At 40.6% G+C, this 15,823-nt stretch carries 12 protein-coding genes; 4 read left to right on the forward strand and 8 right to left on the reverse strand.

What is annotated here, in order from left to right; all coding sequences use genetic code 11:
• The gene (locus J2X77_RS02735) at positions 1 to 2,979 is read right to left on the reverse strand and encodes a histidine kinase (protein ID WP_209579376.1); all 2,979 of its coding nucleotides are present in this window, start codon (positions 2,977 to 2,979) and stop codon (positions 1 to 3) included.
• 343 nt (positions 2,980 to 3,322) lie between these two features.
• On the opposite strand from J2X77_RS02735, the gene J2X77_RS02740 reads away from it, so the two are divergent.
• The gene (locus tag J2X77_RS02740; protein WP_209579375.1) at positions 3,323 to 3,937 is read left to right on the forward strand and encodes a helix-turn-helix domain-containing protein; all 615 of its coding nucleotides are present in this window, start codon (positions 3,323 to 3,325) and stop codon (positions 3,935 to 3,937) included.
• Positions 3,938 to 3,947: 10 nt separating this feature from the next.
• On the opposite strand, the gene J2X77_RS02745 is transcribed toward J2X77_RS02740, so the two are convergent.
• On the reverse strand, positions 3,948 to 4,784 hold the full coding sequence (locus J2X77_RS02745; RefSeq protein ID WP_209579374.1) for an AraC family transcriptional regulator: 837 nt from the start codon (positions 4,782 to 4,784) through the stop codon (positions 3,948 to 3,950).
• The gene (locus J2X77_RS02750) at positions 4,760 to 5,206 is read right to left on the reverse strand and encodes a response regulator (protein WP_209579373.1); all 447 of its coding nucleotides are present in this window, start codon (positions 5,204 to 5,206) and stop codon (positions 4,760 to 4,762) included. Before J2X77_RS02750 ends, J2X77_RS02745 begins: the two co-directional genes overlap by 25 nt.
• A 470-nt stretch (positions 5,207 to 5,676) precedes the next feature.
• Between J2X77_RS02750 and J2X77_RS02755 the strand changes: the two genes are divergently transcribed.
• Complete coding sequence (locus tag J2X77_RS02755; protein WP_209579372.1) at positions 5,677 to 6,933, forward strand: tyrosine-type recombinase/integrase; 1,257 nt, start codon at positions 5,677 to 5,679, stop codon at positions 6,931 to 6,933.
• Here J2X77_RS02755 and J2X77_RS02760 read toward each other — a convergent pair.
• The 4 genes from J2X77_RS02760 to J2X77_RS02775 all read right to left on the reverse strand — a co-directional run bounded on the left by J2X77_RS02760 (position 6,930) and on the right by J2X77_RS02775 (position 11,605).
• The gene (locus tag J2X77_RS02760) at positions 6,930 to 8,108 is read right to left on the reverse strand and encodes an aminopeptidase (protein WP_209579371.1); all 1,179 of its coding nucleotides are present in this window, start codon (positions 8,106 to 8,108) and stop codon (positions 6,930 to 6,932) included. The two genes, J2X77_RS02755 and J2X77_RS02760, sit on opposite strands and share 4 nt — an antisense overlap.
• A complete protein-coding gene (locus tag J2X77_RS02765; RefSeq protein WP_209579370.1) occupies positions 8,105 to 9,247 on the reverse strand; it encodes an acyltransferase family protein in 1,143 nt (380 codons plus the stop codon). Before J2X77_RS02765 ends, J2X77_RS02760 begins: the two co-directional genes overlap by 4 nt.
• Positions 9,248 to 9,350: 103 nt before the next feature.
• A complete protein-coding gene (locus tag J2X77_RS02770; protein WP_209579369.1) occupies positions 9,351 to 10,433 on the reverse strand; it encodes an endonuclease/exonuclease/phosphatase family protein in 1,083 nt (360 codons plus the stop codon).
• 86 nt (positions 10,434 to 10,519) lie between these two features.
• The gene (locus J2X77_RS02775; RefSeq protein WP_310078877.1) at positions 10,520 to 11,605 is read right to left on the reverse strand and encodes a mechanosensitive ion channel domain-containing protein; all 1,086 of its coding nucleotides are present in this window, start codon (positions 11,603 to 11,605) and stop codon (positions 10,520 to 10,522) included.
• A gap of 323 nt (positions 11,606 to 11,928) precedes the next feature.
• Between J2X77_RS02775 and gldL the strand changes: the two genes are divergently transcribed.
• Together gldL and gldM are read left to right on the forward strand one after the other, a co-directional pair.
• Positions 11,929 to 12,741, forward strand: coding sequence for a gliding motility protein GldL (gene gldL, locus J2X77_RS02780; protein WP_209579368.1), 813 nt, complete (start codon positions 11,929 to 11,931; stop codon positions 12,739 to 12,741).
• Positions 12,742 to 12,771: 30 nt separating this feature from the next.
• Positions 12,772 to 14,307, forward strand: a complete 1,536-nt coding sequence (gldM, locus tag J2X77_RS02785) for a gliding motility protein GldM (protein ID WP_209579367.1) — start codon at positions 12,772 to 12,774, stop codon at positions 14,305 to 14,307.
• 147 nt (positions 14,308 to 14,454) lie between these two features.
• Here the strand turns inward: gldM and J2X77_RS02790 are convergent, their stop codons facing one another.
• The gene (locus tag J2X77_RS02790) at positions 14,455 to 15,549 is read right to left on the reverse strand and encodes an ATP-binding protein (protein ID WP_310078880.1); all 1,095 of its coding nucleotides are present in this window, start codon (positions 15,547 to 15,549) and stop codon (positions 14,455 to 14,457) included.
• Between the last annotated feature and the right edge of the window lie 274 nt (positions 15,550 to 15,823).

Here is a 15,823-nt window from a genome sequence, read left to right on the forward strand (position 1 = left end):
TCAATTAAATAGGTTAAAAAAAAGTTTTTTCACATTCAGCTTCGCAACTAATTGCAGATGATAATAGCTGCCGCTCCTTTCCACATCTAATTTAGCACCTATAGCCTCAGACCGGCGTTTCATGTTGGATATCCCCTGACCACGCCGAGGGTACCTCGTATCCGATGCAGCTCCCCCCGTAAATTGCAGGGTATTGGAAAGTCTTAAAATCAGCTGATGAGCATCAATTTTTAAAAATACATCCACTTTCCCCTCGGGACTGTGCTTAGATATATTATGTAAAGCCTCTTTAAATATAAGGTATACATTCTGCCGAACATATTGGGGCAGTTGTCCAGCACTGTGCAAGTTGATATCAAATTGTACATCCACATCTTGCATGGGTAAAATCTGCGAGACCAAAAACCTCATCCGGTCTTCTAAACTTCCTGCGCCATTATTGCGTGAGTCTATCGCCCAGATTACATCGTCCATCGTCTGAACCGCTTCCCGGCTATAAACTGCAATTTTTTCCAAAGACCGATGTCGACCTCCAATCTGCTGATCCATCGTCATCAGATCTGTCTGCATAGCGATTCCAGTAAGCAAGCCTCCAACCTCATCATGCAAATCGCGTGCAAGTTCCAGCCGTAGCTTTTTGTCTCTCTTGAGTTGGGATGATCGCATAATGGCAAGAATATAAAGTAGGACTCCAAGCCCCAAAGTAATCAGCACATAGAAAAGCTGTGTCTCATAAAAATTCGGCTTTTTATAAAAAAGCCATCGTTTGCTTTTCACACTGAGCCCATTGTCACTTACCGTCTTTACGTCAAGTTCATACTCCCCTGTTTTCAGATCGGAAAGACTGATTTCCCCCGATGCCGACAATTCCTGATAGGATTTTATGAGGGGGCGAAGGCGAAAGTAAATTTTGTAATTTTGCTTATAAGCATCTATTTTGGCTATCCGGAGGTTGACAAATTCAATTTGCTTGTCTAACAGCACAGTATCCTGACCAGCATTTGGAGTATATGAACGAATGATATTGCTCGAGCCACTGCCCATAGAAATTGTACCCAATACCGGTTGCGGTACAGTTTGCTGCTTCAAACTATACAAAAATTGCTGAGGTCTAATGGAAATGCATCCCAATACCCCACCGATAAACAACTGTCCATTCGGTCTATCTTCTAATATGGAAGGCTGATTGAACTCCTCAAATGGAAGACCGTGCATGGCATAAGCATTATAAAAATTTTTACCGTCCCAAACCGACAAGCCCCTGAATGTTCCCAAAAATAGTAAGTCATCTACCCAAGCCATATTATAGACCACATTATGTGCCAGACCAATACGCATGTTGTAGTTGTCAACCTGACCCGTAATAGCATCAATCGCTACAAGCCCTTTTCCTTTCGTTGCCAGATAGACCTTGTTGTGCCGAAAGGAATGGCTATATACCTGGATTTTCTCACGCTTATTCGGATAGATTTTACGTAGTCCACCCGCTAAATATTCAAAATAACCATTTTCAGTAGTGAAGGAGATGATTTGTCCCCGTAGCTGAATGGAATTGATCCGCTCACCCATGCCGACCAGCTTTCCCATTTTATCCCTTAACGGACTCACAATTCCCGTATCCCGATCATAAACCCAAATCCCACAGGATGTCCCCACCAGATAGTTGCCATCCCGATATTGACAGAGGCTGTACACCATGGTGGACAAGTCCTCGATAACGCCCTTGGCTTTTTTATAATATAAAGAGCTAAATTTTCCGTGCACCAACAAACCAAGAAAATTACCCTCCAGTCCTACTAGCGTCGTATCGCGGCTCAAAGGCAGGAAAGCATAATAATTATTCAACGGAGCCGATTCATGAATAGCGAAGTCATTCAGTGTAAAATATTTCAACGGCCCATAGCCACCCACATAATACACATGCTGCTGTTTGACAATTGATCTAGCCGTACCAGTGTTCCAATAGTTCAGGTCGAAAGCAATTCTTGTCAGGCTATACAAGCCATGCTCCGTAGCACAAAGGCCCTCATGATCATGGAAATCAAGCTGATTGAGTTTAGACTTAAACAGATCCTTACGGATAGCGTGCCGATCTTGACGCAAAGCAGTCATTTCTTGGTTGTTTTTAAACTCAAAATAACGGCCGTCACCAAAAACGAATATAATCTTTTCCCCATCTGCAAACGACCAGTGCGCCCAATCGCGCATGTCGCCTGTATGGAGCCCTTTCAGATGAGTTTTAGCAAAATGCTGCCCGTCAAAAGTCATGTAACCTAAACCATAATTCCGCAACAACAGCCCATTTTGCAATAAAAAAATATCATCTAAGCCCTGATATACCGTTTTAGGCATTTGAAAACGCTGCGTTTCACCCTTTTTTAAGTCTACACAATAAAGTGAGCTGTTGTAAGCAAACCAAAGCCTATTTTCATCGGCGAGCATACAGTGCCCCACCGGCCGCCGCAACTCCGATAATGCAGGTTTAAATTCTAGAACTTTCCGTTTCTTAAAACCGATAATCTGCCAGACAACCCCCGATCGGGTGGCCACATAAAGAGTATTACCCTTGTTAAAAATGGCGATAACATGCTCCCCGCACAATCCTTTTGAAAACGCATTTTGCCTGATAAATTGCCATTGCTGGGTATCAAAGATAAACAGACCATCCCGCGTCTCCAACCACAGCCTCCCACGATTATCAGCGGTAAGTTTGTTCACCTCTGTAAAAGCTAACGGCCCTATATAAAGTTCATGGAAAGGCTTTATTGCAACACCATCATATCGATAAAGAACACTTCCGGCAACAAACCAGATAAACCCCTGCTTATCGCGACTCGCGGACTCGATATTACGGTGAAAGGGATCGACTCCTGAAATAATTTCAATTTCATGATAGCCCGATGCCCATGCCATATTAAACACAGGCATAGCAAAATAAGTGCTTAACAGCAATAGAATTTTGAGCGCTTTTTCAAACACAATAGACTAAGTTCAATAATATGGACAAATCAAATATAGCTATTTTGAAAATAATTATATATTAATAATCGACATAAAATTTTCCTCCAAAGAGATTTTAAAAATCTGTAGAAATAACAAAATCAGAGCTAATGATGGTTATAATACCCAGAATCTTTTCACAATAGGGAATTTACACACGATAATCCCCAATTTTTACACGCTGTTATTCATTTAATTCAACTAGCTTTGTCCATTAGTTTTCAAAACATGCCACATTAGACCCTAGTGTACCTATTGAACTTATTGACTAAATAGTATTATAATACGCTCTTGAGATAAAATTGCAGAGAAAAGATTAAGTATGGGAAAAATATCAGATCAGCAATTAGCAGAATTAATTTCAAAAAGAATACTTGAAATTATTGATTTAACTGGATTGACGATAGAAAGCCTAGCAAGCTTTGCAAACGTTTCCACATCCACGATTAGGAGTGCTTACCGCAAAACGAGCTCGCTATCCGTAGACAGTCTTTCAAAAATCTGCACGCCATTTACTATTAGCCTTACAGACTTTTTTGATCCAGCTTTATCTTTAAAAATCGAAGAAGAAAACCTGTCCCATTTAAAGCGACTTAAACAGGCTTACACAGCGAGTACAGAATTAAAACACTTAAAATTACCGATGGATGAAAGGGTTAATCGAAGCGAATACCATCGCAAGCAGCGTGATTTAATTGCCAAGATCGTCCACGAATCAGACTATTTTGATAGCCCAAAGACAATTGATGCAATGATCATTGATTTCAGAAAAGATTATCAGATGACCTTCACGACTGACAGATTGTACGCCTTACTTTTGAAACATTTAGGCAGTGGGCTGCTCGACAAAAAGGCTTTACCGAAAGTAACTCAAAGAATGCCCGCCAGTAAACGTCCTTACCTCTACTTTAAAAAAGAGTCGAAAAAGCAAGAATAGATTCCCCTAATTAAATCTGACGAAAGGAAAGCGGATTGTTCCCTGTCTGTCTTTTAAAAAAATTGCGAAAATTCGACTCATCCGAGAAACCCATTTCATAAGAAATCTGAGATATCGATAGATCAGTATGCTGTATATAGCGCAATGCCTGCTGAGTCACCACAGTAGATATCACACATTTAGCCGATTTGCCGGTAACTGACAAACACAGTTCCGTCAACTTCCGTGGCGAAAGATGTAGACGGTCTGCATAATATTGTACACTGGTATATTCGCGGTAGTGCTTATGCAGCAGAATCGAAAATCTGTTAAATAACTGAATGGAAGGAGTTTCTACAGATGACGTCGATGTATTCAACGTTAACATTTTTTGATACCCATCCAGTAACAACGATTCAAAGCAGTGATGCGCAATCATCATATCCACTCCACAATCCGCAGCACATTCCTTCAAACGCTCCACGATGAGTCGCTTAAAAACCAGATCCGATCTGCATTCACGCATAGACAGAAAAGGATAATTTCCAAAAAATAATCCCGAATGTAGTATTTCTGTATCAGCTTTGGACCTTTCGTAAAAATCTGCGGTGAACCACAGCAAATATCCGTCAGCAGCATTAGCTTCAGCAAGCTCAACTTCGTATTGTGGTCCGATAAATATGAGTTCGTTTGCATCAAAATCATATAACATGGGACCAATTTTTATACGGACAGGCAAACAGGTTCGAATGATTGAAAATACCGACGCATTGTGTAGCCTTTTAGTTTGCTCACCACGATACTCAGCGAGATGAAGCACATCAAACTGTCGCTCTTCTTTTCCTATAATTGGCTTACAAAATTCCATTTCCTAAATAAATTTTTCTCAAAATCAATAATATCCAGATTTTCACAGAGCATGGTATAATGATAGATGGATGTTAACATTTTTCGGGGAGATTGTTTTGAAAAGACAAGCTTGACGCCACTATCCAGAAATCTCTTTTTTTCATCTGCACTTTCGCTAGCAGAATAGCCAAATAAACGAATCATCGGATATCGACGTCGTAATAAACGAGCCGTTTCCATACCATCCATCTCCGGCATATGCAAATCCAGAATGCATACATCTGGGTGATCGATACTCTTATCAAGGAAATGAACCAGCTCCTTCCCATTGTGACAAGAATATAACATCTCATAATTTCCCATTTCCCTGGCCAAATGTTCGATTACTTTTAGGTGCAACACATTATCATCTACAAATGCAAGTTTTAGTTTCTTGTCCATGGAGGTAATTGTTACTTTATAAATTTGACGCCTTATAATCTATACTTTGGCTGTACTTTGCTCTACTATTGAAATACATGTTTATCGTCTTGTCAAAACTTTCCTGTACAATTAAAAGCATCTCAATTTTCGGCGCGACATATCTCTGTTTACTGTTCATATTTCGGTCTATCAATTTATTCAACAAGCTTATATGAGCTATTTTAATTGTAAATTATTAGTCTAATTCAGACTAGAAAAAAAACATTACAATCTGATTACAAATAAGATACGTGGAAAACTTTTTGATTTTCAACGTGTATTTTATACAATTAAAAACATTCAATGACCAAATGGTTATTTTAAAGGCATATCTTGTAATTAGTTAAAAAAAAATAGTTATATTTGAATAGATAGAATTGTAGTCTGAATTAGACTAATCTGTATAATCTAGTATCTTTATGCTCAGACAATAGCAAAAAGTTTACCTCATGATTTTTAATTTTATCTTATTGAATCCTACTTCAATATCTTTCATCTACCTTGCATTCGTTGACGAGCAACAACAGCAAATCCTTATTAAAACTCCTTTAAAAATTAAGCCGTCTCAATGGGATCAAGAAAAACAAAGACCCAGTAATATTTATTTAAAAAGTCTCAAAAAGCTCAATACAAAGCTGGACGAACTAAAGATTTCAATAGCAATGTATCTTTCTGAATTAAAGTCCAATAAAAAAGAATTTTCCCTTCGGACAGTCAACCGTTTCGTCAAAAAATGCTGTATAGACCACGAACCCTCACTGCCAGCAGGAGGGCTCTTGCAAAGTGTCGACAATTTTATTAAAAGCCGAATACACCTGATTACCCCAACCACACACAAACGCTACCTGGTCTTCTTTCGTTTATTGAAACGATTTGAAGGATTTCAGCAGAAACATCTTATGTTAGAGCAAGTGAATAGCTTATTTGTACAACAATTTATTGCATATGGGGAAGCTGAAAACTATAGTATCAGCACCATCCACCGCACGATACATTTTGTGCGAACAGTGCTTAATTTTTTGGAGAAACGAGGCGTCAGAACATTTGTTTACGAATTGGAACTACCCAAAGTCAGAAAAATAAACCGTGCTATCAGCCTCAATGAAGACGAAATTAGCACAATAAAAAATGTGGACGTACCCGTCCATCTAAAGGCCGCTAAAGATTGGCTGATAATCAGCTGTTACACAGGACAACGTGTCTCTGATTTTATGAATTTCAATCTCGATATGATGGAAATTCTTGATGGCAAACCCTGCTTATCCTTTACCCAGCAGAAAACACAGAAAAACATCTTACTCCCACTTCACCCTACTGCATTAATCATTATGTCAAATAATGGGCATAGTTTCCCTCACAAAATGACCGCCCAAAAATATAATGAGCAAATCAAAGAGGTGACACGCCTTGCAGGCATTACAACACTCGTCAAGGTAAGGAAGCGCAAAGGATTCCGGGCGTCAGAACAACTCATCCCAAAATGTGATGCAATTACCAGCCACATCGGAAGAAGAAGCTTTGCCACAAACTTTTATGGTAAAATTCCGACAGCATTGCTGATGGATGCCACAGGACATAGTACCGAACAAATGTTTCAACGGTATATTAGCAATGTGGATACCGAACGCACCCGCTCCCTAGGAACTTACCTAGAAAACATGTATCAAGATCGAAGCAGATTGCAACAAAGACATCCAAGCAGCTAATTGTAAAATTTGCTTTTCAGAGACGCATCAAGGGCATCTCGATGAACCATTAAGGCTGTGCTTTTATAGCGAAAATATTCTTTCGTGAGGTAAACAATCCCCCGGAAGGCATTGCCCCTGCCCCAAGAATTCTTAGCGACATAGTATGCTCTCCCATGTTGATCTTTTGCTAAGCCTATAATATGTAGTGCATGATCATCTGTTGTTTCCCACGCGTCAAATGCTCTTTGACGTATCATAGCGTCGACTTTGCGTTCAGGTTGAGGCCGCACAAATTGATACCTCTTTTCTTCCGCTGTCATCATTGACACTGATTTCTGGGGGACATAAGCGATGCCATAAGGCCAAGAAAAACCTGGCTCCGAGATGTCGATCGTACACGCTACCGTAAAACCTTTTTTTAAAGCCCCATCAACGACAGTGGATAGATCTTCCATAGGCATATTGTAAAATTGACTGAAAGACCAATTGTCGGGAATCAAAAACACAAAAGATTTGTAGTAAGGTGCGGTCATAACGGAAGCAATATGGATATATTGATCTGGATCAATCCCAATAACCTGATCAGCAAAACTACGCGCTGTAAACTCTTTACCCTGATAGTCAAAATGAACAGGCAACTTCCCCAGATGGTCGTCCATCACAGCATCAATTTCTCGCTCCCAACTGCTTTTCAATATCCTTGTCTTTACCATCCCAGATAGTGTGCTATTCAAAACAGCGCGCATGCGCTTAAAATCCCCCGGGCTTTTCCCCGCTTTAATACCAGTATAGGCAGCTGTCGGCATCGCCCCATGTAAACGCAACATATCCATCACATCATGAAGCTGCCCGCCCTCGTTTAATTTTAATCCACCATGCAGGCGAAGATAATTCCGCGCACGTTCCAGATAAGCCATCCGGACCGTAAATAGCGGCGAAATCGCCACAGGGTTTTTACCCATTCGGATCATTTCTGATTCAAGAAAGGAATTCCCAGTATAAGACCAACAGGTATTGGAGGCACCCTGGTTCTTTACTGCTGTACTTTTCAACCGGATCAAATCAGTAAAGACAAATTCTGACCGCAATAATGGTGAACTTTGCAGATAATAAAATCTATAAAAAAGTCCAATACCTACCAAAATAGTAGCTGCGATGGCTAATACGATCCGTTTTCTTAGTTTTTTTCTCATAATCTACCTCCACAGATAACAGCAGTAAAGCGGGGAAATAGCATGCTTATAACCCAAAAAAATAATAAGCCCAAAAGAATAACACAGACTGGACAAACGAAATACAAAAACAGCAGAGCGACATCCGTTTGCGGTCTAACCTGAATAAACAAAAATTTGATAATAAAGACCAGCGGCAAACGGTGGTAAGCAAATATGAAAAAACTCGCACTAACCAAAAAGTGATTTGGCCGCCAGCTACCCTTTTCAATAAAGTAGCCTGTCACTGCAACCGCAGATAGCAATCCCAATAATACATTGGCACAATACAGATAACTCCACCCACCTTTTCCAAAACCATAAAATGCTGCTATGATCAGCAGCACATAACATAAAACAGACCAGGGTAAAAATGACTGCATAACGAGCACAAAGTTCTTATTATGTAAACTAAAATAAGCCCCTGCCGAAAAGAAAAAAAAGGATACAGTACTCCATCCAGGCAGATAAAAATAGGGTTTGAAAAGCCAGACTACCCCAAGTATCAGTACGGCAAATACACCCACTTTCCTAATTAAAAAGTAAATGATCGGAGATAGCAGTAAAACCACCATAAGGTCACGGATAAACCAAAAAGGCGAATTGATAGGTAAATTTTTTGCTGCCTTCACATGCACATGTGACGTGTCCCACAAAGACCAAAGCCAATCGGTCAAATTATACTGGATTATAGGTTTATTGACACCCGACAAAAGGCCTCCAAAAAAAGTCTGTGCCAAAAAGAAAAAAAGTAGTACCGCCAAATTCCAAAAAATATATGGAATCAGCAAACTATGTACCCGCCTCCGTAACTTATTAAAATAAACCGAAAACGTGAAAGACGCTGTACCATAAAAAAAAAGAAAACCGGAGATAAAAAAGAAAAGAGGTACACACACCTCAAACACGAGCTTCGAAAAGAGAAGAAAAACCTGCGCAAAAACAGCAAATTGACGCAAATCAACCTGCTTCGAGCCTTGAATGATAATGTTTGAAAAATCTGTATGAATAAAGACAACCCCAACAATCAACGGAAAACGCAAAAAATCGATTGTTTTCGACAACAGCTGCTCTGAAGTCAAATAACCTAAAGTCGAAGGGGGAGAATGTTCTCTTTCCATAAATTGGATTCGGTTATTTTGATTATTACCGTTAAATTAAACATTTTCCGGCAACTTCCATCCTTTTTTTCATTAAAAGAAACCCGTTCCAAATGCAACTTCATTATCCCTCATCAGGAACTCGATTATCGCTCTCCTCCTCTTTTCCAGCAGCAATCATTTCTTTAACATCGGCCATATCCCCAGCTTCCAGATGCTCGATCGCCTCAGCTTGTTCCTCAGAATAGCGGTCGATAAAGAATGAACAGCCCATTGGAAAATGATCCGAGCCTACAGACGGATAAATAAACAGTTTATCGATAAATACCGTTGGACTGTGAAATAAAAGATCCAATGGCACTCTGAAAAACCAATAATTGGCATGGAAAGTAGATAGAATGCCCCTACCAATACGTGCGTCAATCAATTTGCTGGTTTTCTTAAATAACAGTGAAGTTTTAGCCCAGGCTACATTGTTAAAATCTCCGGTCACAACCACCGGCATTTTATAATCTCTTACCCGTTTCGCCACACTGAGCAGATCGCCATCACGCTCTTTGCTATTTTCTTCTTCTGTAGGACTTGGTGGCGGTGGATGAACAGCAAAAAAAACAAACCGATGCCCATCAGGAGTTTCCAGTTCGGCCTCAATACTAGGAATATCATCAGCTACAAAATAATGTACCTGACTTTTATTGATTTTCAGATTAGTATAAAAATGCATGCCATAGGTATTGTCTAATGTTACCTTCTCATAATTAGGGTAATCCTTTTCCAACACACGCAGGGCTCTTTCCCATCCAGCATCACTTTCCATGGTCAAAAAAATATGTGGCCTCTCCTTCTGAATCAGCTCGATAAAGCGATTATACGCTGTATTGAATTGCAATACATTACAAGAGATCACCTTAATGCTATCCGATGCATCCTCGCCCTTTTGATACGTTTCCCTCCGCCAAAATTTGGTATAGCGTATCAATATATAGCTATGGTATACAACCAAAGTGATCTGTATACCCTGAAGCCACCAAATCCAAGGATCATCGCCTACCAAATAAAAGCCCAACGCAAGGGCGGGCACCTGAAAGACCAACAGCTGCAACTTCACAAACTCAGCTACCCGAAAGATCCAGTGTTGGCTTTGGATAAAGGGCAATACACTCAGTATAATCAATATACTCGAGACTACAATATAGAAAATCAGCATATCGCTAGCACTAACATTTTAAACAAACTTAAACAAATTATGCATATTTTTTCAAGAGACCATCATCTTCGACTGCTCCGCAGAAATTAGGAATCTTTGCGCAAACCCTCCTGATAATCCACCCGCGTTTTGGCTAACGTATGAGGGAAGTTCGTATGGATATACGCAATCATTTCTTCCCGGATGTAACAGCGTAGGTCAAAAGCCTGGCCCGAATTGCGGCAGCTCATCAGACACCGGATCTCCATGGTACGCTCTTTGAAGTCGGTCACCTGTAGTACATTGACCTGACCATCCCAAAGCGGGTGGCCGCTGAGTAGGCTTGTGAGTTTCTCACGTAATAGCTGTACAGGTACAGTAAAATCTGTATAGATAAATACAGTCCCCAATATCTCAGAAGTAGTCCGCGTCCAATTCTGAAAAGGCTTTTCAATAAAATAAGTAATCGGCAATACCAAGCGGCGCTTGTCCCAGATATTAACAACCACATAAGTGAGGTTAATTTCCTCCACACGACCCCACTCGCCTTCAACAACAAGTACGTCGTCCATGCGAATGGGCTGTGTAAAAGCAATCTGAAAGCCTGCCAGTAGATTCCCTAGAGACTTCTGGGCTGCAAACCCAATGATGATACCGCCCACTCCCACGCCCGTCAACAGACCAGCACCAATTTTTTGCATACTATCAAAACTTAGCAAAATAATCGCCAGAGAGATCACAATAATCAGCGTAACAACCACTTTTCGGATAAAGACAATCTGAGTTCTGATCTTTCTTTCGCGCAGGTTATTCTCTTTGTTGATATCAAAACGATGGTAAAGATAGTCTTCAAAAACCTTAATCCCCTGTATCAATACTAGTGCAAAGAAACTCACCAGCAAAAGTTCATTTGTTTTACTCACCACACGCAGCGTCCGGTCGTTAAATTGAGCAAAAGGCAACAAACTGTTAAATAAAATCAAAGGTATAAAAACACTCAGTACACGGTTAAATCTTCTGACAAAGGAACGGAACACACTGTAAGACTCCTGCTGAATGGCCTGTCGTCGCAAAAGCGGTATAAAAATCAGTTTAATCAAAAAACCTACTAAAAATGAAAATAGAATTAATGCAATATTCCAGAGCCAGGCAGGCCATTGCTGTGAAAGTTGAATTAATGTTTCGTTCATCATGCTGTTCTATCTTTGTGTTTATGTTTTATTCTTATGAAAGAATAACTGTTAAGAAGGGCTAACGTTTGCTTTAATTTGAGAAAGATCAATTCAGACTTCTCATGTCGGTTTTGAACACCATCGTTCTGTTTAAATTTGCAGCAGCTCGGAAACTCTTTTTGGTATGTTTTTTGAGTCTAGACAGCCTATTGCAAGGCAACTAACAAAATATGTACATCAGCAAGAAGATATACTACAGAAAACACATTTACCGTTTATTGATGATGGAAATAGGTTAGCACAATTAACTTTCCAAGAAAATTAAACCAAACACTAATAAAAAAATGAGCAAGAAAAAAGACAATTCAAGATGGCTAAATGTGGCCATATCCTGGGGAGCAAGTATCGTCATCATTGGAGTACTGTTTAAGATCCTGCATATCGGTGGCACCACAGCCAATTATATGATAGGAATCGGTTTGGGCGTAGAGGCTTTCCTTTTCTTTTTAATGGGGTTCAATCCGCCCCCACCCGAGCCCGACTGGACCCGTGTCTATCCTGAATTGGACGAAAAATTTAATGGTGAACTGCCACAAAGAGCAACAACTGTTGTCGCCCAGCCGGCCGGCCCCTCAGCAACTGCAGCTTTAGATAAAATGTTTGCCGATGCCAATATCGAACCAGCAAGCATTGAAAACCTAGGCCGTGGCCTACGTGACTTTAGTGAAAAAGTAGCTGCCATAAACAAGCTTTCTGATGTCTCATTAGCAACAGAAGAATTCACCAATAAGCTACGAACAGCGACTTCTAAGTTTGACAACCTAAGCCTCGCCTTCGAAAAAGCATCCGAAAACCTGGTCGCAATGTCAAATACTTCAGGCGATACGTCCAACTACCACCAGCAGGTAAAAAGTTTGACAACAAACCTAAGCCAGCTGAATGAGATGTACGAACGCGAATTGCGCGATTCGGCCTCCCATTTACAATCGATGAACAAGTTTTATGAGAATCTAAGCTTTACCATGCAAAACTTCAATGAATCACTGGATGACTCCAAAGCATTTAAAGATGAAGTAGGCAAACTTGCGAAAAACCTCAATGCCTTGAATGCCATCTATGGAAATATGTTGAGCGCGATGAATCAGCCGCGTGTGTAATTAATTCTTGTATTACTTAAATCAAAAACAATGGCATTAGGAAGAGAAACTCCAAGACAAAGGATGATAGGCATCCTCTATCTGGTCCTGCTCGCCTTATTGGCGCTCAATGTACCGGATTCTATCTTGGATGCATTCAAAAATATCAACAACAGTCTCGAAACATCCAAATCGAATGTCAGCACAGCAGTACAGCAACTGTTCAATGCATTTGAAAACACCAAACTGAAAGAAGAGCCCGCACGTGCGAAGCCCATCTATGACAAGGCAAAAAAAGCTCAGGCAATTATCGGCGAACTCAACCAGTATATCGCCTCCTTAAAAGAAGAATTTGTCAAACAGGGCGGTGGATATGACGAAGAAAAAGGCGATCTAGCCCAGCGTGAAAACGAAGACATCTCCCCAAATCTTATGATCAATGAGAAAAAAGGCACCGTGTTAAAAGACAAAATCAATGCTACGCGCACAAAATTGCTCGCCCTGCTCACACCTGAAGAACAAAAGATGGTATCATTTTCCTTGGAGGCAAAAGATCCAGAAAAAGCCGTCAATGGCAAAAAATCATGGGAGGAAATCAATTTCGGTAGCGGCACCCCTTTAACCGCTGCGATGACCATTTTAACGAAAATACAAACAGACGCGCAGAATGCAGAATCTGATGTAGTTAAACTTATCTTGGGCAAAATGGATCAGGCGGTGGTCAATCTAGATAAATTTGCAGCAGTTGCTGTTGCCCCAACATCCTACTTAGTACAGGGCCAGCCCTACAAAGCAGAAGTATTTCTGACAGCATCCGATTCCAAATCTCAACCCGCAATCTCGGTCAATGGATCGACACTTCAAGTAGTTGATGGAAAAGGGGTATATGCAGTCAATACCAGCCGTGAAGGAATCTATACCTGGACCGGCGTGATCAAAGTCAAACAGACCGACGGATCATATAAAGAGTATCGCACCCCTGTACAGACCTATCAAGTAGCACGTCCATCGGCCGTCGTATCGCCCGACAAGATGAATGTACTATATATCGGTGTAAACAACCCCATTTCGGTATCAGCCCCAGGAACGCCAGCCGATAAAATCCGTGTCAGCATGAGCGGAGGCAGCATTTCTAGTGCTGGTGGCGGCAAATACAATGTGAAGGTAAGCTCTCCGGGCACAGCACATATTTCAGTCTCTGCTGAGGTAGCACCTGGAAAAACACAGACATTGAGTTCGACCGAATTTCGTGTAAAACGCATTCCAGACCCCATTGCCAAATTTGCGGGCAAAACAGGTGGATCCATGGCTACCGTGGCCCTTAAAGCGCAAAATGCACTGTTCGCAAAATTGGATAACTTTGACTTCGACGCTACCTTCAGGGTGACCAAATTTACGATGATCATTGCTAAGCCACGGGCCGATGCCATCGTATTATCGACGTCCGGAGGGCAGCTGAGTTCTAGCATGTCTTCGGCACTAAATGGTATTGTACCTGGCACCCGCGTGATCTTCGACAATATTGTTGCCGTAGGTCCTGACGGTACATCGCGCCAGCTGAATGCTGTCGCGTTAACGGCAAACTAAAGTCGCCAAATATACTTGCATTTAAATTTTTTTAGCTATTAAACACTACAAAAACAGAGCTGCCAAAAATAGGTAGCCCTGTTTTTATGTTAAAGATTGAACGCGAAAAACTATATCAAATAGTTGTTTCTGTTAATACCATAGTTTCTATGAATGATGCGGAAAAAACAAGCGAATAACCGTTCCCTTACCTGGCTTACTGGAGAGATTAACAGTACCGTTCAAACGCTCCATCAACTCCTTTACCAATGAAAGCCCTATTCCCGATCCCTGCGCTTCAACAGTGTTGCTCGCACGCTCATGCGCTTTAAATACAAGCTCCAAATCTTCTTCCGGAATACCAATCCCATTATCTTCCAAATAATAGACAGTCCCTTTGCTCGTATTTTCACTATAGATAGCAAGATAATCCTGCTCTGTCTGCTTGGCGTATTTTACAGCATTAACAATCAAATTAAAAAAAATCTGATACACCACACCACAGTCTGCTTCCAACTTGAGGAGATTCCCCAACCTAAATGCCAGCTGCGAAGCCGGATAAATAAGCTTCGCTTCAGCAACCCATTCAACAAGTTTCTTATCCATCTCGATACATTCCTTAACGGGATTGACAGCACGTATTTTATTGATCTGCAGCGTTTGGTTAATGATAGACTGAATATTCTCTATCGCACCGCGCATATTTTCATACCACTTTTGCTGAACATGTTCCGGTAAAGTGATATCCTTTTGACGCAACATATCGTTTCCCATCTTCAAAATAGACAAGGGATTTTTTAAATCATGGGAAAGCGTATTGGACAGGAGATCCAATTTTCTATTGAAAGAGATTTGCTCCTTCTGGCTTTCGGCTTTCTCATAGGCAAGCTTTCTTTCGGTAACATCCCACGACGAATGTAAAATAGCATAGGTATTTCCCTTCTCATCCAGCAACGCTTTATACTCGAAATCAAAGTATCGTCTGATAATATTTTTCCCGGATACGATATCGGCAGGTGTGTCCTTGGCCCGATAGCTAATTCCGGTTTTCCATACATTTTTTAAAATAGATGAAAATCCTTCTTTTTCAAAACTGGGAAAGCAAGCGCTTAAAGTACGTCCTATAATCGAGCTGTCTGCATGCCAGGTATTCAACATCGCCTGATTGGCAAAGGCAATATTCAAGTCCGCACTATCATAGATAGCCGTAGCTAGCGGAGACTGCTCCAGTACCGAAAGCAAAAGGTGCTCATCAAAAGGCATAAACAAAAATTTAATGTTCGTGTATCAATAAATATATGGGAATTCTAAACAAATTTACGCAACAGAAATAATGCCATTATTGCACTCCTGTACACAAAGAAAAATTAAAAAATAGCTGCAAAAAACGCATATACCAGCATCCTAACAAATTAGCCGCGCGCGCGGCCTGAGACAAATCAACAAAAGATTGAATGGATTGATATTGCGCATTCGCCGAAATTAGCAGTATTAGATAAACCAATTTATAAACCAAATTCACGATTACTCTTAATTC

Source organism: Sphingobacterium sp. 2149, assembly GCF_031455655.1.
Taxonomy (GTDB): Bacteria; Bacteroidota; Bacteroidia; order Sphingobacteriales; family Sphingobacteriaceae; genus Sphingobacterium.

Coding starts and splice junctions, on each gene's coding strand:
- J2X77_RS02765 (WP_209579370.1), bottom strand. CDS start 9,247: ATGGAAAGAGAACATTCTCCCCCTTCGACTTTAGGTTATTTGACTTCA.
- J2X77_RS02740 (WP_209579375.1), top strand. CDS start 3,323: ATGGGAAAAATATCAGATCAGCAATTAGCAGAATTAATTTCAAAAAGA.
- J2X77_RS02745 (WP_209579374.1), bottom strand. CDS start 4,784: ATGGAATTTTGTAAGCCAATTATAGGAAAAGAAGAGCGACAGTTTGAT.
- J2X77_RS02760 (WP_209579371.1), bottom strand. CDS start 8,108: ATGAGAAAAAAACTAAGAAAACGGATCGTATTAGCCATCGCAGCTACT.
- J2X77_RS02790 (WP_310078880.1), bottom strand. CDS start 15,549: ATGCCTTTTGATGAGCACCTTTTGCTTTCGGTACTGGAGCAGTCTCCG.
- J2X77_RS02750 (WP_209579373.1), bottom strand. CDS start 5,206: ATGGACAAGAAACTAAAACTTGCATTTGTAGATGATAATGTGTTGCAC.
- gldM (WP_209579367.1), top strand. CDS start 12,772: ATGGCATTAGGAAGAGAAACTCCAAGACAAAGGATGATAGGCATCCTC.
- J2X77_RS02755 (WP_209579372.1), top strand. CDS start 5,677: ATGATTTTTAATTTTATCTTATTGAATCCTACTTCAATATCTTTCATC.
- J2X77_RS02770 (WP_209579369.1), bottom strand. CDS start 10,433: ATGCTGATTTTCTATATTGTAGTCTCGAGTATATTGATTATACTGAGT.
- J2X77_RS02775 (WP_310078877.1), bottom strand. CDS start 11,605: ATGATGAACGAAACATTAATTCAACTTTCACAGCAATGGCCTGCCTGG.
- gldL (WP_209579368.1), top strand. CDS start 11,929: ATGAGCAAGAAAAAAGACAATTCAAGATGGCTAAATGTGGCCATATCC.